Here is a 19,778-nt window from a genome sequence, read left to right as displayed (position 1 = left end):
TAACGATTCATATAGACTTGACCATTTCCGTCGATACACTGCTGATAAAGATAATTCTGCAAATGATTTCACACTTGGACTGGTCAATACTGCATCCATCAAGTCAAATATTGCATCTCGCCCGTTCCCTAAAAATCTATATACCTGTTGACGGAATTCCTGTAATTTATCAATAATCATGACTGTAGATGTGCTTTTTCTTTTTCATCTACTGTAGGCAGTTTGTATCTCTTTTACTCTGCCTTTTTTCCTTTTTTAGTCTAAACTCCAGTCTTTTAGCGCAATTCATAAAAAAGAAGGTATGCGTTGCATACCTTCTTTTTTATATAACTCCCCAGGCGGGATTCGAACCTGCGACCGATCGGTTAACAGCCGATTGCTCTACCACTGAGCTACTGAGGAATGTAGCTGTTTTGCTGTGTCAATGACTTCAGCGTTAATAACTATAGCGTATAAGTGTGACAATCGTGCAACCTTTTTCAAATTTTTTTTTAATTGCCTAGTGAAAATGTCCATTAGACTGGCTTTTATCCCCAAACCCAAGCAATGAGGTTCAGCGCTTTGCGCCGAACCTCATTGCTTGGGTTTGGGTTTTCAGTATTGTGCAATCGGTTAGCTTTATGCTTTTATCAATATTACAAAGTGAAGCATAGGATTGAATATGACAAGATCTGCCTCTTTTGCTGTTGGCTTAGTTTTATTAGTTGTAAGCGCTTGTACGCCATCTACCCCAATTAGTGAAACTCCTAGCCCAACAAAAACAACGAATTCCAATACTTGGCAAGACTATACCTCTGAGGCTGGAAAGTTTAGCGTGCAGATGCCTAACAAACCAGAAGAGAGATCTGAGGAGAGAAAAACTGATATTGCTACAGTCAAGATGAATATGGCGGTTTCAGAGTTTAATGACTCGGCTTACTTTGCTAGCTATGCTGATTTCCCAGAACAGTTTCCTGATTCAGAGATCCAGCCGCGATTAAATGAAGCCATGAAGGGCATTGTGGGTGGTTTGAAAGGTACGGTCAAATCTTCAAAAGAGTCCAAGCTTGGTAAGGCTTCCTGTCGTGATTTTGAAGCTAGTGGGAAAATACAGGCTATTGATGCCTTATTCAAAGGTCGCATTTGTCTTAGTGACAATCGTCGTTTCTATCAAATGTTTGTATTAGCTCCTGCAACCAAATTCTCAAATGCTGATGTCGATCGCTTTATCACTTCTTTTAAAATTAACGAGTAAATTAAAGAGATGCAAAGCATCTCTTTAATTTTTAGAAGTTGAACCAAGCGAAATAATCATCGAGCCAAGCACTACAGCGATCGCCCCTGTATAGCCCAATAAACTTAGAGGTGATGGTGGTAAAAATTGCGGAACAAAATTAGGCAGGATCGCCGACGCAGCTAAGGTGACAAGGGGCGCAAGGGTAATCACCGCACTGACCCGCGAGGCTTCCCAATGTTCGAGCGCCGCCGCAAATGCACCATAAGCAATCAAAGTATTGAAAGCGCAAAAAATGAGGGCGATCAAGGGTAATCCCGATAGAGTTAAGAGTCTATGAGGGTGAGCCATTGGTGCAAATAGCATAGCTGCACTGAGATATAGACATAACAACACAGAAGTCGAAGGTAGATTAAGTAATAGCTGCTTTTGAGCAAGTCCATAAAAAGCCCAAACGATCGCCCCTAGGACTAGAAGCATATTGCCCCACATATAGGTGTCAAAGCTGGTTACCAGCGATCGCACTTGGTCATGGGAAAACAGCAACAGTCCACAAACGAGAAGTGCCACACCGCACCATTGACGATAGTTGTACTTCTCTTTAAAAATGACCAATGAAGCCATTCCCATCATCACAGGTGCGATTTGGGTAATTACTTGAGCATTATTGGCTGAGGTTTTGCCTACGCCAATTAAAAACAAAATATAGTTGAGCGATAGTCCGCCCACAGCTACTAAAAACAATGGCAAGGAAACTTTCTGCAATTGTTGCCATGTTGGCAGTTGCTGGCGTAGCGCTAAATATATCCCCAGCAAAACTCCTGAAACAGTAAAGCGAAACCAAGTAACGGTAAAAGGATCTAGCTCTTGGAGGACAATCTTGAGAGCGATCGCTAAAAATCCCCATAGCAAAACTGTGAGCAACGATAGCGCTAACCCTAAACGCGATCGCCCAGAAACTTGGTGTAAAAGCATGGAAATTTGGTCACATAAAATTAAAAGGGGCGCAATGCGTCCCCCTTTTAATTTTATGCAAACATTTCGACACTAGAGGAGTAAATCGGCTCGACATGAATGGCGATAACACGCTTAGGACGGACTAACAAAATTTCGTTTAATTCAGCCCTTACGGGAATAGGCATAAGATCATCCTCATTTGCCTTTGCCTTAAATTGTGATGCATACCAAGTTTTGACTTCTTCGATAGTCGTAAATTTTGTGGTGACTTCCTGTCCGCCTTCTAGCTTTAAATGCACGATGTATTCATTAGGCTTTCTGGGTTCTCTCGGCATCTCGATCTACTCCGTCTAGTTTTCACGTAATCAAGCTGAATTATATAGCAAATCACAGTAGAGGTAATTCGTGAATTATCCATTGCCCCTGTACCCCGAAACCTACAGCAGAGAAAAATTAGATGGTTTAGATTGACAATTATTAGCCTAGGCTTAAAACAGTAGAAAAGCTACTGCCATAAATTTATGTTGACAGAATGAGGCGACCTGCGTATATTGAATGGAGTAGATTTTTTGTTGTAATCCTTCTACTGCTGTAAATTTACCTTCAATAACTAATGCATAACAATACAAGTAAAAGTCTTGGGTTATACGTGCCTACATTGCGTTATGGCAAGCCCAACAACTATCAATTGCGACGTGTTTTGGGTTATGGCTCCGACACCTTGGAATATCAACGTTCCCAGAATGGCTATCCTCCCTACTATTACGCTCTTAAAGATCGAACGCTTCGAGCTTATAGTTTCTCGGCAGTGAAAAACGCCGTAACCCCAATTCTCGATCCTCGATCGCAAGAAGTCCTCAAGAATTGGGAAGCGCGTGTAGGGAAAGAAGAAGCCGATCGCATTCGTAATGAGGCGATTAATGCGGGTAATATCGGACATTCAATGCTTGAGAAATGGAATGCAGGAAAGCCGCTAGGTGTATATCCCATGAACATGGCAGGATATGTACAGGCATTGGAAAACCAGATCTTGCCATACTTGCAAAAGTCTTCCGAGCCGATCGCGGTAGTGGATGATGCGGGAGATTGGGTTACTCTATCTGAAGTGTTTGTGGTTGATTTTGATCAGCAGTTTCTTGGACGACTGGATTTGGTGGTAGAAATTGCCGCAGCGCCATTTACTGGTAAGCGAGTATTGCTAGAGCTAAAGGGCAGCCTCAAGGAAAAATCTATCGAGCATATGCGAGGCAGCATTATTCAAGCGGTGGCTTATCTAACTACGTTTAATGCGATCGCTTCGCTTTGTCCAGAACAAATGGAACCGCTTGATGGAATGGCTATGGCTTATATGTATAGTTCTGGTAATGGACAGGTAATTCCTGTTTTGGGAGAAGAGATCCAAGAATATGCTGATGAATGGCAGCAGTGGCTAGCTTGCTTCCATGACATTTTAGAAGATCGCTGTGCCGCTTAATTGTTTTTGCTATATCTTGAGCGTCTTGCATGGCAGTGTTAAGATGCTCTCCCAATCAGATCGAACGAATTCTTGGATGCTCTTTGTATAGTAATTATATAGTAGGTAGTTCAAGGATTCTATGTTTTGAAAATTGCCTACGGCAATTTTCAAAACATAATGAAATATAAAGAATTAGGACTAATTTGTGAAAACTGGTCAGGCACTTGAAAATTTAGGAGATTTAGGAGACTTGCGAACTGGCTATCAGTATCGTTCAGCTAAGGATATAGAGCCAAGAGATAACTCTAATTATTGTGCAGTGCAGTTGAACTCCCTAACAGACGATGCTCAAATTAATTGGGATGGTCTAGAGAAGATTCATTTTGATATAAACCCAGAACCTTATCTTTTGAAATCTGGTGATGTTCTGTTACCTTTGCGTGGGAATCGGACATTGGCTGTGGTAGTTAGAGACCCTCCTAGCGGTGCTTTGGCGGTTGGTAATTTGGCAATTTTAACTCCCGATGTGCAGAAGGTGGATAGTGATTATCTGGCTTGGTATTGGAATCATCCCGATATCTGTAAACGGCGAGAAAATGAGTTGAGTAAAGGTACAAACATTCAATTTATTTCCATACGTGATTGTCGAAAATTTATGATCGCACTGCCTACCCTAGAGAAGCAAAGACAAATCGCGAGGATTGCTGAATTACGGAGACGGGAGCAGGAGCTTGTAAAAAAAATTGAACTACAAAAAAGCAAACTAATTGATGTTTTAACGATGCGAGCCGTAACTCGGTAATAGACTGGTAATAACTAAGGAGATAGTAGACTCGATGGCACAGATGACACCTGATGATATTAATAAAATTGTTTGGAGGGCTTGTGATACCTTTCGGGGGACGATCGACCCCGCACAGTACAAGGACTATGTACTGGTGATGCTATTTCTGAAGTATTTGACGGATCTGCGAAATGACAAGCGTGAAGAATATCGCCAAAAGTATAAGGGTGATGAAACTCGTGTAGAACGAGCGATGAGCCGAGAACGTTTTCATATTCCCGAAAAGGCTGATTTTGACTATTTATATGAGCAACGAGATAGTCAGAGAGGGAAAAAATCGATTGGGGAATTAATTGATGAAGCCTTAGCAACGATTGAAGATGCAAATAAGGAAAAGTTGGAAGGGGTATTTCGGAATATTAGTTTTAATAGTGAATCCAATTTTGGTGAAACCAAGGAACGTAACGATCGCCTCAAGCATTTATTAGAGGATTTTAGCCAGTTGGATTTGCGCCCATCCCAAACTGGCAATCGTGACGTGATTGGTGATGCCTATGAGTATCTAATAGGTAAGTTTGCGGCGGATAGTGGCAAAAAGGGTGGTGAGTTTTATACACCGCCAGAAGTATCGACTTTGTTAGCGCGAATTGTCGCGCCTAAGGCAGGCGATCGCATTTACGATCCTTGCTGTGGATCTGGTTCATTGCTAATTAGGGCGGCGAAGGAGATTGGCGATGGTAATGTGGCGCTATTTGGGCAGGAGATGAATGCAGGGACTTGGGCGCTCTGTCGGATGAATATGTTTTTGCATGGGTTTGATAGTGCAGAAACTGAGCGTGGGGATACGATTCGTAATCCTAAACGGATTAAGGATGATGCGCTCGAAAAATTTAATGTGGTTGTGGCAAATCCACCTTTTTCGCTAGATAAGTGGGGAGCCGAGAAAGCCGAGCACGATCAATGGAAACGCTTCGATCGCGGAGTACCGCCGAAAAGTCGGGGTGACTATGCGTTTATTTTGCATATGATCGCGTCGATGGCGGCGACGGATGGACGAGTGGGGGTAGTTGTGCCGCATGGGGTGTTATTTCGCGGTAGCTCGGAAGGTAAGATCCGTCAAAAATTAATTGAAGAAAACCTGTTAGAGGGTGTGGTGGGTTTGCCTGCTAATTTATTTTTTGGTACTGGCATTCCTGCGGCTTTGTTATTCTTTAATCAGGTGAAGAATGACGATAAGGTTTTCTTTATTGATGCGAGTCGTGATTATGAGGAAGGCAAAAATCAGAACCGTTTGCGATCGCAGGATATTGAGAAGATCGTCCAGACTTGGAAGGATCGCCAGAATGTTGCTAAGTATGCCTATTTAGCATCTGTTGATGAGATTAGAGAAAATGATTTTAATTTGAATATTCCGCTTTATGTGGATACGTTTGAAGAAGAGGAGGAGATTGATATTGAGGCGGTGCAGCAGGAAATTGATGGATTAGAAAAGGAGCTAGCGGAGGTGCGACAAAGGATGGCGGGATATCTCAAGGAATTGGGGTTAACCTCATGAGACGAGATGTCATTTTCTATCAAATTTTCAAGCGATCGCCTCGGCTGTTTTTCGATCTTGTACCACAATTGCCTGTTGACTCTGCTAACTATCGATTTGAGTCAGTGGAAGTTAAGGAGTCATCGTTTCGTATTGATGGAGTGTTTTTACCACCAGAGGATGCTACGCCTAAAGTTATCTTTTTTGCAGAGGTTCAATTTCAAAGGGATGAGACAATTTATCATCGATTTTTCTCAGAGATTCTGTTGTATCTTTACCGCAATCGTTTAACTTACGATGATTGGTATGGAGTGGTATTGTTTGCATCGCGTAGTTTAGAGCCACAAGATCGGGATATGCATCGATCGCTATTGAATAGTAATCAGGTGACGCGAGTATATCTAGATGAGTTGACTGGTTTAGAAAATCAGTCTTTAGGGATACAGTTGATGATGCTAACGATCGCCTCAGAAGCAGAAACGGTCATACAGGCAAAGCGGCTACTGGAAGAAGTTCGATTGCAAGATGTATTTGCTTTTAACAAAGAGGAGATAATAGAGGTAATTACAACTATTGTGGTTTATAAGTTTGTTAATTTAAGTCGCAAGGAGGTAGAAGCTATGTTAGATATCAAGTTAGAAGACGTGAGAGTTTTACGTGAGGCTAAGGAGGAAGGTCGTCGTGAGATGTTAGCGGTTGCCGTGCCTTTATTGTTGCAAGCTGGTCTGACAGTTGAGAAAATTGCTGAAAATCTGCATGTTAGTGAACAGGATGTACGACAAATTTCTGTTGATTCATCTAATGAACTTTTTGCCATTAGTGACGACCCTCTCGGTGCTGGGTTTGTTGAGTGATGCGGTGAGCATGGGTGAGACGAATTAATTAACTTGATTAGCAAGGTAGGAAAAGAAATGGTTCAAGCCGCAGCTAAAACACAACTGGTGACTTTTGCGGAGTTTGTTGCATGGAAGCCTGATCACAGTATTTATGAATTACATGATGGAGTCATTGTTGAGATGCCGCAACCAGTGGGAGACCATGAGGAAATAACGAGATTTTTGTCTGAGAAGGTCATGCTTGAATTTCTGCGTTTGGGTTTGCCATATGGGATATACAAAACTGTGTTAATTAAGCCGTCTAATGCGGATTCGGGATATTCACCAGATGTATTGGTATTAAATCGTCCTAATTTGGTGAATGAGCCTCTATGGAAGAAATCATCGACGGTTACTCAGGGGGCTTCTATTCCTTTGGCGATCGAGGTGGTAAGCACTAATTGGCGCGTTGATTATTTGACTAAGGTGAAGGATTATGAGGAGATGGGGATTCTTGAGTATTGGATTGTTGATTATTTGGGATTAGGTGGTAGTAGGTTTATCGGCAGTCCTAAGCAACCAACGATCTCTGTCTATGAGTTAGTTGATGGAGAGTATCAAGTTTCGCTGTTTAAGGGTGATGAGCAAATTGTATCGCCTAATTTTCCAGAGCTAGTTTTAACGGCTAATCAGGTGTTTCAAGCTAGTTCTTAATTGTGTAAATATTTGAATGATTGAGTAAAACAAAGGAATGAAGATTACCCTCACCCCCCAGCCCCCTCTCCCAGAGAGGAGAGGGGGGCAAAATCCAGAAAATTCTTGTTCCCCTCTCCCAAAGGGAGAGGGGCTAGGGGTGAGGGTCTTAGAAGCTTCCACGTAACATAGTGAATAATTGAGTAAAACAAAGGAATGGCACAGGCAATTGCTTCACCAAAATCTCTATATGAATCTGATTTCTTGTTATGGACTAGAGAGACTGTAGCTAGTTTAAGGTCGAGAGATTTTGAGCATTTGGATTTAGAAAATTTAATTGAGGAGATTGAGTGTTTGGGACGTTCAGAGAAAAAGGAGCTTAAAAGTCGTCTCAGGGTTTTGTTAGCACATCTACTAAAGCGGATGTATGTTGATATGCCTGAATGCTTTGATGGTTGGGAAAATACGATCGCGACACAAAGAACTGATATTGAGTTTACTCTTGCCGACTCGCCTAGTCTGAAAGCTATTTGGGAGGAGGCTTTTGAGCTTGCTTGGCGGTTTGCCTTGATCGATGTCCGCAGAGAGTATTCAAAAAAGGGGTTTACTTTCCCTGATACATGGCAGTTTAGCCGCGATATTGATGCGATGTTAAATGTTGATTTTTGGGAACTGTAGGGGTTTAGCATTTGCGCGAATGTTTTGATGCTCCTCGCGACAATCTGGCAATGCAAATGCTGAACCCTGTTTGCTTGTGGTGATAGGTTGTCCCTGCGTTGTGAGGTTTTGGACAAAGCATTCCCAATTTAAAATGGATCTGAAAATTTATAGGTTGTGGTGGGAATGCTTTGCCCCTACGGTTGTGTTGTAATGGTTATAAAAATTGTGATGTAGTTATGTCTAAATTAGGGTTTCGTATTCCAAGTGATTGGAAAATTTATAAGTTGTCCGATATTGCAGAAGTTCAAACAGGTATTGCAAAAAATGCTTCCAATGAGTTTATCGATCCTGTTGAGCTTCCTTATTTAAGAGTAGCAAATGTACAATTTGGATATCTGGATCTTTCTCAAATAAAAACCATCAAAATAGAACGAGAAAAGCTACAAAAATATTTGCTCCAGTATGGTGATGTTTTATTAACAGAGGGAGGAGATGCAGATAAATTAGGACGAGGAACTATCTGGCAAGGAGAATTATCTGAATGCTTACATCAAAATCATGTTTTTGCTGTTCGCCCTAATCCTCGTAAAGTTCTATCAAAATATCTTGGTTGGTTAACAGAAAGTACTTTAGGAAGAAAGTATTTTCAGCTTGCTTCTAAACAGACAACAAATCTAGCAAGTATTAATTCAACTCAATTAAAAAATTTTGTAATTGCCATCCCTTCTATTGCTGAACAGCAGTCAATTATTAATATAATCAGTACTCTAGAAAACGCGATCGCACTAACCGAAAAGCTAATCACAGCCAAACGCCGCCTCAAACAAGGACTAATGCAAAAACTCCTCACGGGTAAAATCCGTTTCCCAGAGTTTAAAAATGATTTATGGCATATGCAAATGCTTAGCAAAGCTTGTCAAATAAATATTGGTGGTACTCCGTCTCGACAGGAACCTAATTACTGGGCAAATAGCTCGAAAGATGGATTTCCTTGGGTTTCTATCAGAGATATGAGCGGTAGATTTATTGCTAGGACTAAAGAGTATATAACCGCAGAAGGAATAAGAAAATCTAACACTAAATCTGTTCCTAAAGGGACAACTCTAATGAGTTTTAAACTAACAATTGGGCGTGTAGCTCAGGCAGGGTGTGAGTTATATACAAATGAAGCTATTGCAGCTTTCTTTCCTAAAGATAATCTTGTTGATCAAGACTATTTATATGCAGCTTTACCTTTGGCTGTTAAACGAGTAGATACTGATCAAGCAGTTAAAGGAATAACCTTAAACAAGAGAAAGTTAGAGACACTTCTATTACCAATACTCTCAATTAGAGAACAGAAAAAAATTGCTCAAGTTGATAAATTATTGGATCAAGAAATTTCTTTGTTAGAAAAGCAACTTCATTCACTCAAAACTCAAAAACAAGGCTTAATGCAACAACTCCTAACAGGCAAAATCCGCGTCCAAACCCCATGACCACCATCCCCGAAATCACACCGCCCTTTAGCGAAGACGACACCTCAAAAATACCTGCCTTAGCCCTACTGATCAAACTTGGCTATCAATACCTCACACCCAGCCAAGCCAACAAACTCAGAGGCGATCGCAAATCTAGCGTCATCCTCTTTGGCATACTCGAAGAACAACTACGGAAAATGAACCGTATTCAATTTCGGGGCGAAAACATTCCCTTTAGTGAAGGCAACATCACCGAAGCCATCCGCATATTGCGCGATATCGAAGACGACGGACTAGTGCGGACAAACGAAAAAATATGGGAACTAATTCGACTCGGCAAAGCCCTATCACAAAGCATCCAAGGCGACACCAAAAGCTTTAACCTCCACTACATCGACTGGGCAAACCCCGAAAACAACGTTTACCACGTCACCGATGAATTTGCGATCGCCGCCAAAGGCACGACCGACACAAGGCGACCCGATATCGTCCTGTTTGTAAATGGCATTCCCTTCTGTGTAATCGAATGTAAGCGATCGGGACTGATTGGCAAAGACCCCATCGAAGAAGCCATCAGCCAACAACTCCGCAACCAACGGGAAAGCGAAATACCAAGGCTATTTCACTATAGTCAAATCCTCATGGTACTAGCCACCAACGCCGCCAGCTATGGCGCAACAGGAACCGCCGCCAAATTTTGGGCAGTCTGGAAAGAACGCGAACTTGAGGGCTTGCAGCAAATTATCCATCAACCCCTAAGCGATCGCCAAATCACCCACCTCTTTACCCCCGATCAGTACCGATTTAAAGGCACAACTCCCGAAAAGTCGCGGCAATGGTTTGAAATATTGCAAAAACAAGGACGGAGCATCACCGAACAAGATCGGGCGCTCTATGCCCTAGCCCGACCAGAACGCCTGCTCGAATTAGCCGATCGCTTTAGCCTCTTTGATAATGGCGATCGCAAAATAGCCCGTTACCAGCAATATTTTTGTGTAAAACGAGTAATGGAACGTATCCATACCTTTGACGCAGAAGGCAAACGTAAAGGCGGCGTAGTCTGGCATACCCAAGGCAGTGGCAAATCCCTAACTATGGTAATGCTCGCCTCAGCGATCGCCAACGATCCCAATATCAAAGATCCTCAGATTATTCTCGTCACCGATCGCGTCGATCTCGATGAACAGATTTATCGCACCTTCGATCATTGTGGTGTGGAAGTCGTGCAAGCCAAAACAGGTAAAAACCTGCGCGAACTGCTCAACGATCCCAAGGCGCGAATTATTACCACCTTAATCAATAAATTCCAAATTAGCGATCCCAATAACGAGGGCAAAGTCGAAGATGACAACCAAAATAAATTAGACAAGTTACTCGCCAGTCGCGACTACACCAACGACAGCCCGAATATCTTTGTCCTAGTCGATGAAGGACATCGTACCCAGTTCGGCACATTACATATTGCCATGCAGCGAGTATTACCAAAAGCTTGCTTGATCGCCTTCACAGGTACACCCGTTCAGAAAAAAGAACAAAGCACCGTCACCAAATTTGGCGGACTGATTGCACCCTCGTACACAATTAATGAAGCCGTGAGCGATCGCGCCGTTGTGCCACTGCTCTATGAAGGTCGATTTGTACAACAAGAAGTAAATCGTAAACAAATCGATCTTTGGTTTCAGCGCACTACCGCAGGACTAAACGAGCAGCAACGCGCCGACCTCAAGAAAAAATTCTCCACTGCCGATCAGCTCAATCAGACCGAGCAGAAAATTCAGGCGATCGCATGGGACATCAGCGAACACTTTTCTAAGACCTTTGGCAAAATCACCCCCTTTAAAGGTCAACTGGTCACTCCATCCAAAGCTGCTGCCCTGTTTTACAAAAGATTTTTAGATGAGTTTGGGATGGTCACTAGCGAAGTCCTGATCTCGCCGCCCGACACCCGCGAAGGAAACACCGAAGTTAGCGAACTCCGCGACGACTCCCAACGTCCCAAGATTCAAGACTTTTGGAAGCGGATTTTGGAGAAATATGGTACAGAAGATAAGTATCAAAGGGAACTGATTAAAAGCTTTAAAACTTATGACGAACCCGAAATTATTATTGTTGTTGATAAATTGCTAACGGGCTTTGATGCCCCACGAAATATCGTTCTCTACCTCACCCGTTCCCTTAAGGATCACGGACTACTGCAAGCGATCGCCCGTGTCAATCGCCTCTACGATGGCAAAGATCACGGTTTCATCATCGATTATTTTGGCGTGTTGAAAAAACTAGGCAAGGCGATCGATCTCTATGGCTCAATGGAAAGCGAATTTGAGCAAGGCGATCTCGATGGGATTCTCACTGATATTTCTGAAGAATGGGGCAAGTTAGAACAGCGTCACAGCAATATTTGGGAGCTATTTCAAGGTGTTGTCAATAAGTATGATGATGAGCTACTAGAGCGATCGCTTGCCGATGAAAGAAAGCGATCGGACTTTTACGAACGCCTATCCATCTTTGCCCGAACCCTGAAGATTGCCCTTGCCAGTCTTGAATTTTATAAACAGACTCCCGAAACCAAAATTAATCGTTACAAAAGCGATCTGCAATTTTTTATTAATCTCCGCGCCTCTACCGCCCGACGCTATGCCGAAAAAATTGATTTTAAGCAATATCAAACTTCCATCCAAAAACTACTCGATACCCATGTGGAATCAGGCGAGATCGAAACCGTAGTAGAACCCGTTAACATCTTTGATAAGGAAGCCTTTCAAGCGGAAATCGATGCGCGTAGTTCTGCGCTCGCCAAGGCTGAGTTAATTGCTAACCGTACCAAACGCGCCATCATCGAACGTTTAGAAGAAGACCCCGCCTTCTATAAACCCTTTTCGCAAATGCTAGAGGACATTATCAACAATATCCGCGAACAGCGCTTTGATGATGCCGATACCATATTGCAGCAAGTCGAAGAAATTCGAGATAAAGTACGCGATCGCACTGGTGATGAAGTTCCCGAAGCCCTACGCGATCGGGATGTCGCTAAGGCATACTACGGCATTATCCAAGAAAATCTCAGGGGCATTGGCGATCTGCCAGCATCAAATAATCACAATTATGATAAAAAATCGGCGCGAGTTCAAGATACAAGTCAAACCTACAAGACCTCGACATCTTTAAATAATCTCAGCGTCGAAATTGCCATCAATATTGACCAGATTATCCAAGAAAATCGCATTGTCCACTGGACTCAAAATACCGATATCCAAAACCAAATGAAAACTGCGATCGAAGATATGCTCTTTGAAATCCAAGATCGCCATAATTTTGAAATCGACTTCGACACCATCGATATCATCCTCGCTAAATGTATTGATATCGCAAGGGTACGCATCCCATGAAACTACCAGAGAAATATTCCCTCACGGCTAAAGGGATTCAGCTAAGCTATGAACTCTACCGCAGCGATCGCCAGACCCTAGAAATTAGCGTTCATCCCGATGGCAATGTTGCTGTTATCGCCCCCCACGACACCAGCCTCCTGAAAATCGAAGAAAAAGTTCGTAAACGCGCGATCTGGATCGATCGCCGCATCCAAGAGTTTGAGCAACTACCACCACCCCTAGCACCGCGCCAATGGATATCTGGAGAAACCCATCGATACTTGGGGCGGCAATATCGCCTCAAAGTAGAAATTGGCGAAATCTCATCGGTAAAGCTTAAAGGTGCATTTTTTCATGTCTGCGTATGCGATCGCACTGATACAGACTCGATTTGCCAAATGATGGATGCTTGGTATCGCCAGCGATCTCGTCCATTTTTTGAGCAGCGTTTATCCCTATGTCTGCGATCGAGCAAGCCATTTCTAGATATCGAAAAAGTTGATATGGCGATCCGCAAAATGCGAAATCGATGGGGTAGCTGTACACCATCAGGGCGAATTGTCCTGAACTTAGACTTAATCAAAGCCCCTACCCCTTGCATCGATTACATCATCATGCACGAGCTTTGCCACTTGCAATTCATGAACCATAGCCCTAAATTCTGGCAACTCCTGACTAAATGTATGCCCGACTGGGAAAAAAGACAGCAAACTCTAGCCAAGCTGGAAATATAACTATAGCGGTTTAAAATTATTCGTACATTAGTTAAAGGAATTTAGAGTGAAAATTCATAAGTGGGCGATCGCCATATTATTGTGGGGTTTCCTGTTTAGGGCTGTATGCGCGATCTATCTCAACATCGGCTTTGACGAAGCTTACTATTACCTATATACCCAAAATCTAAACCTGAGTTATTTCGATCATCCTCCACTAGTTGCCTTTACAGCAGGAATTGGCATCTGGCTCACGGGGGCAGTGACACCTTTTACGCTGCGGATAGGTGGGGTTTTACTGTATACAGGAACATTAATTTTCTCCTACTTAGCTAGTCGTAAACTATTTGGCGATCGCACAGCCACTTTAACTCTGGCGATTTTGACCACAATTCCGATTTTCCAGATTGCCTTTGGTATTCTGACCTTGCCTGATAATGCCTTGATGTTTTTCTGGGCAGCTTGCTTATGGGTTGCCGCTACAGAATTTTTTCCGCCCGATCAAGTTGCTAATCAAGTTAGTGATTACAAACCGACCTACCGCCTTGCCGTTATTGGTTTACTAGTTGGTCTCGCATTTCTAGGTAAATATCATGGAGTGCTGCTCGGTGGCGGATTAGTACTATTTTGCTTGTTCAGCCGTCGCCATCGAGTAGCTTTATTCTCAGGGTGGACTTTAGTAGCGATCGCTTTATTTGCGATCGCCATTTCTCCCGTGCTGATCTGGAATTACCAACATGATTTTGCCTCATTTCGCTTTCAGAGTGGGCGGGCTGTGCCTTCTCAGGGCTATAACCTAGAGCGTCTGTTGGTAACGATTCTATTAGCGCTTGGTTATCTGTTTCCTACGTTTGGATTTCCTTTATGGTGGACAAGTTTTCGGACATTGGGGGAGTTGGTAAAAGTTCCTACAAGACAAGAAAAAACTGATGAAAATAGCCATGAATTAGCGATCGCCGAAGATATCCTGCGTACCAAAAGATTGCTAATCCTCTGTGTGTCAGCGCCAATTTTCTTTGGATTTACTTTTATGGGCGGATTTATTCAAATCCTGCCCTCATGGCATATGCCAGGATTTTTTGGGGCAACACTTTTACTGGGCGAACGGGCTGCTCAAGTGCAGTTAAAGCGTCCCAAATTTATTCGTAATTGGCTTTGGGGATCGGGGGTAGTGATTTTGCCGCTGTTGCTAATTGGATTACTACATGTGCATTTGGGGATCGCGCAGAAAGGTGGGGATGCGGCGATCGCAGGTGGTTTCTGGGAAGCCAAAGATGATCCCTCTACCCAGATGATTGACATTGAGCAGTTACGCCAAGCCTTTGTTGATTCGCCCATGCTCAAAGCAGAATTAGCAAAATCTGATTTTGTATTTAGCAATAATTTCTTTGTGGCAGGGCAAGTGGGCATGGCGATCGAGCCACTGGGTAAAAAAGTGACTTGTTTTGATGAAGATTTGCGCGGGTTTGCCTATTGGAGCAAAGCTGAAGATTTTGTTGGTAAGACTTCGCTCTACATCACTTCAGAGCAATTTATAAAAGATGAGAGATTCCCTCAACCCCTAGATAAATATGCAGGTTACTTTCAATCTCTAGAGAAAATTGCGGACATTCCCATTAAACGAGGAGGGCAAGCCGTCCAAATTTTTCCAGTCTATCGCGCGTCACCAATGCTAAAACCCTATCCACGACCCTACGGATAAAACCCAAACAGCGTGAGGCGGCGCAAAGCGCCGCCTCACACTGTTTGGGCGCTATAAATTCCTAATGTGGTTCAGAAGCTTGCAACTCGTTGAGTTGGATATTTTGGCTACGAATGCGACGGGATAGCAAACGAATAATATTGACCGCAATATCGGGAGTTTCATCGATCGCTTCATATAGCTGCTGCTGCGTTAGCACCAGACAATCACAACTAGAAATAGCCGTTACCGAAGCTGATCGCGGCTCTGCATCAAACAGCGACATTTCCCCAAAACAACTACCCTTGTCTAAAAGAGCCAGATCCTTATCCCCCAAATGCACCCGCACTCGCCCAGCAACCACAATATATAGAGATCGCCCCTCTTGACCTTGGGCAAAGATCATTTTGCCAGATGGATAGGAAACCTCGTTCATGATCGAAGCAAGGCGAACCAAGAAGTCATCGCGCAATTCCTTAAAAATTGGAACTCCGCGCACCAATAGCAATCGATCAATACTGGTTAACATTGCCTAAGACTCCCCATAACCATTTGGTTTGCCGCCCATTCTGGCTCTTATCTCAGTATCTATATCTTTACTATCATGCAAATTATCACTTAGATTTAGAATATTTTTGCCATTATTTTGAAAGTAATAGGAAATAGCCCTTGCTTGAGCCAGTACCAAAGAATCACGATCCTTGAGCAAATGTGGCAAAACCTTGACCAGCGATCGCGGCGAAGCAACTTGCAAATAAGACACTACAGCCTCTCTGACAAAACCCGTGGGATGTTCTAGACATTTCAACATCGCCTCCGCAGGCACACTCCAATATTGTGTCCGCGCCACATGAAAACAGCAAGCTAACGTCCAGTCTGATAGGCAATAGCGTAAATCCACAAGCTGCTGTAACCGTTTGGATGGTGACAGGGGCTGATAGGGATGGATGTTGGCAAGAACGCTTAATTTATCCGCGATCGAGCGATTGTCAACCACTGATAAGATAATTTGTTTTACGCTCAAGTCAACTGTATTGTCTAAGATTTCCATGCCGCGAGCGAGACTGCTCTTAGAGTCAGACAAAATATTAAAAGCCGCCGCCTGAATTGCTGATGCTGAATAAAGTAATTTCATCATCAAGAAAATTCGTTCCAAGCTACTGATCGCTTCATTCTGCAACGAATCGATCAATAGACTAGCCTCTGTGGTGGAGACTTGATCCACAGACAGATCGACTACACCTGCCCAAGCTTCAGTCATTACCCCAAGCTCTTGAATCACCATTTTCTCAATACCACTACGTCCGATCAGTTCAAGGATCGCCTCAATACCTTGTTCTTGAGGTATGCGTATGAGAGTACGCAGAATTTGTCGTCGATGCTTACCCCAAGATTTAGACAAATTATTGGCTAGCACCGAAATGGAAGTCTGAGAGCCGATTTCTCCCAAAATGTCCCAAGCTTGGATCTTTACATTATCAGGGCTGCGATCGCTAAAGGATAGTTCTAGTAAAGAGGGAATTGCGTCATCCCCAAGGGTTACTAAAGCCTCATGAGCAGCTTTGCGCGTTGCCTTGTAATGCAACCCCCGAATAATCGATGGAAAATATTCACTAGCACGAGTGGCGGCGATCGCTCTTAGCAATGCACAACGCACTTCAATCGATGGATCTTGCAACAACTGCGGTACATAAAAACGTAGAGACTGCATAAAGGCGGCTTCAGCCAAAGCTCGACAACCTAAGACCCGCTCAGGTTGTGATGAACTGGTAATCATATGCCGCAAAGTATTAGTTGCTTCAGCAACCTGTGACGAAGCCCCTAGCCGCATCATCAAAGCCACCGCCGTACCCCGAATAATTGGATTTTGCTCTGGTCCCAAATATTTGCGTAACCCATCAATATCACGATTCTTTTCATCGGCTAGCAACACATAGCGTAAGCATAGAGCTTGTACTTGTGGCGATGCATTAGGCGATTGCATCACTTCGCGAATATAGGACAAATACCTCGGCTCAGGATTTTCCAGCATGGCGGCAATACTTTGCGCCTGTAAGTCTGGTGTCATCTGTGACAACATTGGCGCAAGAGTCTCACCCACAGCTTGCGGCACAATTTGCGTCAATAGGTCAATACAGACCGATTGCTCAGTCTGGGTTTCGGCCCTAGTCATCGACTCCGACACTGCCCGACGAACTTCGCGAGTATCGACAGTTAACAAACTCAGTTGCCCCCGCTCCACACTCTGAATCAAAAGCTCCAAATACCCCCGTCGCAATAACCAAATAACTATTACCCAGATAATCGCAACCAACACAATTACCCCTGCAAACCACTGAGCAGAAATAGCCGCACTGACATTATTCAGTCTAAAAACTTCACTTACAACCCAAATTAATACTCCCGCTCCACCTGTAGCCAAGGGATCAGCAATACCCCGCACAAAAGATTGGATCTGACTGCGAAACAGATCTGGTACAGCCTGAAAGAGTGTGGGTGCTGTAGCCGCAACAATGGTAAACCGAAATAATTCATCAAAGAATTTTAGAACTACAAAACCTACTAATAAACCAAATGGAGCAAAACCTGCGATCGTGCCTGTAATGATGATGCCTATAGGTGGCATTAGTACCGCAAAAAACACCCCAATCCGTTCAATAATCCGACTAGAGCCAAAAAGCTGAAGAGCCAGCTTAAAAACCCCCATAATTCCGCCAAAAATGCCCAAAAAGCTGCCGATCGCCTCTTCAGTTTTTAGATGAATTTCCAGTTGTGATTGATACTGAAACTCAATCATGAAAAATAAAACTTGAGCGGCAATAAAAAAGCCAAACAAAAGCCAGACATACTTGCGGATATTACCTTTGAGAGTACGGGTAGAAATCTCACTATCTTCTTCACTGTTATAGACAGAGTTAGGAAAAGCTTGTTTATAGCGGGTACTCAGATAAAACAGTACGCAAGAACCGATCGCTAACATCAAACAAGTGGCAAGGGTCATATTCGTTGCCCCACCCCAACTTACCAACAATGGATAGGAAAACCCTGCTACTATTTCCGCAACAATAATCCCTGTACTAATTAAGGGAAAAGCTCGTTTAATTTCCCGAATATTAAATAACTGGTTTGCCGCAATGTCATTATTAATATTGCTCAGTACATAAATACCCTCAACCCACAGGCGAATCCCGAATACGGCCGCCATGTACATAAACGATTTGCCTTCTTGCATGAGTCCCATCCATGCCAAAGGCAGTGGCAGAGCCAGCAAGCAGGATACGCCTAGCATCACCCAACGCAAAGGGAATATTTTTTGCAACCATGAGTAAAACACACCTAAAGCAGTCACCACAAAAGCTGTGGCAATGTATACCCAAGTCAGATTCTCAGCCGTATAGGCTTGAAGAAACAAGGTAGAGCTAGAATACTCAAGCCATACCGCTCCAATTGATGTTGCACCGTAAAATAAAAACATCAAAAACGTGCGTTCAGCTTCATCTGGACGCAGATTGACGATTTTTAAAAATCGGCGCATCGAAGAATTGGAGTGGGGAATGACAGGCGCATTCACTGGTGAATTCATTTGGGTGTATTCATGGATGATGGCGATCGTTTGACGATATGGTACTACAAGAACGCAAATCTGCAATGACAGCTATTTCGCCAATTACTTCAATTTCACAGGGACATCTCAATATTTGGGAAATTTGTCGGCGTAAATATCAATATAGTTTTCTAGAGGAGTTGAGTTTACCTGAAGCTGATTTGCAGAGCAAAAAAAATTTGCTCTTAGGCTCTAATTTTCACTTACTAATGCAGCAAAAAGAGCTAGGGCTAGATGTGGCAGTACTAGCCAGTAGTGACCCAAAGTTGCAATCGTGGCTATTGGCTTTTGAGCATCAACCTCCAGCGATGATTACTGGCGATCGCCTCTGTGAACATCGACGCACTTTAGAAATGCCAATCAAAATGTCGCTGCATCATAGTCAGAATAGCGATTATGGTCAAGGGTATTTTGTCTTAACTGCAATTTACGACTTTTTGATTTTGGGCGATCGTCAAGCTCAAATCCTCGATTGGAAAACCCATCAAGTGGAGATCGCTGCGGAAAAATTAAAAACTAATTGGCAAACCCGACTTTATCTATATCTACTAGCTACAACAACTAGCTACACCCCTGAGCAATTATCAATGACCTATTGGTTTGCCAATACGGCTGAATCAGTTATCATTCCTTACTCACAGGAGGAGTATATGAGTACGGAAATCAAGTTAAAGCAAATTTTGGCAGAAATTAACCAAGCAATTGATTATCCTAAATTACCGCTTCATAGTTCTGATTGTAATTATTGTGAGTTTCGAGATCGCTGTGATCGGGGCAATCTGTTAACAAGCCCAATACCTAGCAATATCGCCGACATTCCCGAAATCACAATATAAAAAG

Annotated in this window: 16 protein-coding genes, 1 tRNA gene and 1 pseudogene; 12 read left to right on the top strand and 6 right to left on the bottom strand. The window is 43.1% G+C overall.

The genetic code is table 11. The annotated features are described in order from the left end of the window. Both B9G53_RS20605 and B9G53_RS20600 read right to left on the bottom strand, forming a co-directional pair. Window positions 1-180 (bottom strand): annotated as a pseudogene (locus B9G53_RS20605) (transposase); the annotation flags it as partial. A gap of 150 nt (window positions 181-330) precedes the next feature. Beyond that, window positions 331-402, bottom strand: a tRNA-Asn gene (locus tag B9G53_RS20600). Window positions 403-661: 259 nt separating this feature from the next. Here B9G53_RS20600 and B9G53_RS20595 point away from each other — a divergent pair. Next, window positions 662-1,234 (top strand): hypothetical protein, encoded by a 573-nt coding sequence (locus B9G53_RS20595; RefSeq protein WP_094535346.1) that lies wholly within the window; start codon window positions 662-664, stop codon window positions 1,232-1,234. A 24-nt stretch (window positions 1,235-1,258) separates the two neighbouring features. On the opposite strand, the gene B9G53_RS20590 is transcribed toward B9G53_RS20595, so the two are convergent. Together B9G53_RS20590 and B9G53_RS20585 are read right to left on the bottom strand one after the other, a co-directional pair. After that, entirely contained in the window at window positions 1,259-2,188 is a 930-nt protein-coding gene (locus tag B9G53_RS20590; RefSeq protein WP_094535345.1) for a DMT family transporter, read from the bottom strand. 53 nt (window positions 2,189-2,241) lie between these two features. Continuing rightward, a complete protein-coding gene (locus tag B9G53_RS20585; RefSeq protein ID WP_094535344.1) occupies window positions 2,242-2,505 on the bottom strand; it encodes a hypothetical protein in 264 nt (87 codons plus the stop codon). A gap of 278 nt (window positions 2,506-2,783) precedes the next feature. Between B9G53_RS20585 and B9G53_RS20580 the strand changes: the two genes are divergently transcribed. From B9G53_RS20580 to B9G53_RS20535, 10 genes are all read left to right on the top strand, one after another. Next, entirely contained in the window at window positions 2,784-3,644 is an 861-nt protein-coding gene (locus tag B9G53_RS20580) for a hypothetical protein (protein WP_094535343.1), read from the top strand. Window positions 3,645-3,831: 187 nt separating this feature from the next. Next, a complete protein-coding gene (locus tag B9G53_RS20575; RefSeq protein ID WP_094535342.1) occupies window positions 3,832-4,428 on the top strand; it encodes a restriction endonuclease subunit S in 597 nt (198 codons plus the stop codon). Window positions 4,429-4,462: 34 nt separating this feature from the next. Further along, the gene (locus B9G53_RS20570) at window positions 4,463-5,965 is read left to right on the top strand and encodes a type I restriction-modification system subunit M (protein ID WP_094535341.1); all 1,503 of its coding nucleotides are present in this window, start codon (window positions 4,463-4,465) and stop codon (window positions 5,963-5,965) included. Then, window positions 5,962-6,798, top strand: coding sequence for an Rpn family recombination-promoting nuclease/putative transposase (locus B9G53_RS20565; RefSeq protein ID WP_094535340.1), 837 nt, complete (start codon window positions 5,962-5,964; stop codon window positions 6,796-6,798). The genes B9G53_RS20570 and B9G53_RS20565 overlap by 4 nt, the downstream gene beginning before the upstream one ends. Window positions 6,799-6,855: 57 nt before the next feature. After that, the gene (locus tag B9G53_RS20560; RefSeq protein WP_094535339.1) at window positions 6,856-7,473 is read left to right on the top strand and encodes a Uma2 family endonuclease; all 618 of its coding nucleotides are present in this window, start codon (window positions 6,856-6,858) and stop codon (window positions 7,471-7,473) included. A 195-nt stretch (window positions 7,474-7,668) separates the two neighbouring features. Next, on the top strand, window positions 7,669-8,130 hold the full coding sequence (locus B9G53_RS20555; protein WP_094535338.1) for a DUF29 domain-containing protein: 462 nt from the start codon (window positions 7,669-7,671) through the stop codon (window positions 8,128-8,130). 218 nt (window positions 8,131-8,348) lie between these two features. Continuing rightward, complete coding sequence (locus B9G53_RS20550; RefSeq protein WP_094535337.1) at window positions 8,349-9,590, top strand: restriction endonuclease subunit S; 1,242 nt, start codon at window positions 8,349-8,351, stop codon at window positions 9,588-9,590. Next, the gene (locus B9G53_RS20545) at window positions 9,587-12,958 is read left to right on the top strand and encodes a type I restriction endonuclease subunit R (protein ID WP_094535336.1); all 3,372 of its coding nucleotides are present in this window, start codon (window positions 9,587-9,589) and stop codon (window positions 12,956-12,958) included. The genes B9G53_RS20550 and B9G53_RS20545 overlap by 4 nt, the downstream gene beginning before the upstream one ends. Next, on the top strand, window positions 12,955-13,674 hold the full coding sequence (locus B9G53_RS20540; protein ID WP_094535335.1) for a M48 family metallopeptidase: 720 nt from the start codon (window positions 12,955-12,957) through the stop codon (window positions 13,672-13,674). Before B9G53_RS20545 ends, B9G53_RS20540 begins: the two co-directional genes overlap by 4 nt. A gap of 46 nt (window positions 13,675-13,720) precedes the next feature. After that, window positions 13,721-15,355, top strand: a complete 1,635-nt coding sequence (locus B9G53_RS20535) for a glycosyltransferase family 39 protein (RefSeq protein ID WP_094535334.1) — start codon at window positions 13,721-13,723, stop codon at window positions 15,353-15,355. A 61-nt stretch (window positions 15,356-15,416) separates the two neighbouring features. On the opposite strand, the gene B9G53_RS20530 is transcribed toward B9G53_RS20535, so the two are convergent. Then, a complete protein-coding gene (locus tag B9G53_RS20530; protein ID WP_094535333.1) occupies window positions 15,417-15,863 on the bottom strand; it encodes a Crp/Fnr family transcriptional regulator in 447 nt (148 codons plus the stop codon). 3 nt (window positions 15,864-15,866) lie between these two features. Next, a complete protein-coding gene (locus B9G53_RS20525) occupies window positions 15,867-18,983 on the bottom strand; it encodes a hypothetical protein (RefSeq protein WP_254923754.1) in 3,117 nt (1,038 codons plus the stop codon). On the opposite strand from B9G53_RS20525, the gene B9G53_RS20520 reads away from it, so the two are divergent. Beyond that, on the top strand, window positions 18,983-19,774 hold the full coding sequence (locus tag B9G53_RS20520) for a PD-(D/E)XK nuclease family protein (RefSeq protein WP_217901639.1): 792 nt from the start codon (window positions 18,983-18,985) through the stop codon (window positions 19,772-19,774). The genes B9G53_RS20525 and B9G53_RS20520 overlap by 1 nt on opposite strands. The last annotated feature ends 4 nt before the right edge of the window (window positions 19,775-19,778 follow it).

The organism is Pseudanabaena sp. SR411, from assembly GCF_002251945.1.
In the GTDB taxonomy this organism is placed as follows: domain Bacteria; phylum Cyanobacteriota; class Cyanobacteriia; order Pseudanabaenales; family Pseudanabaenaceae; genus Pseudanabaena.
This window is presented reverse-complemented; position numbering and strand designations above follow the sequence as displayed.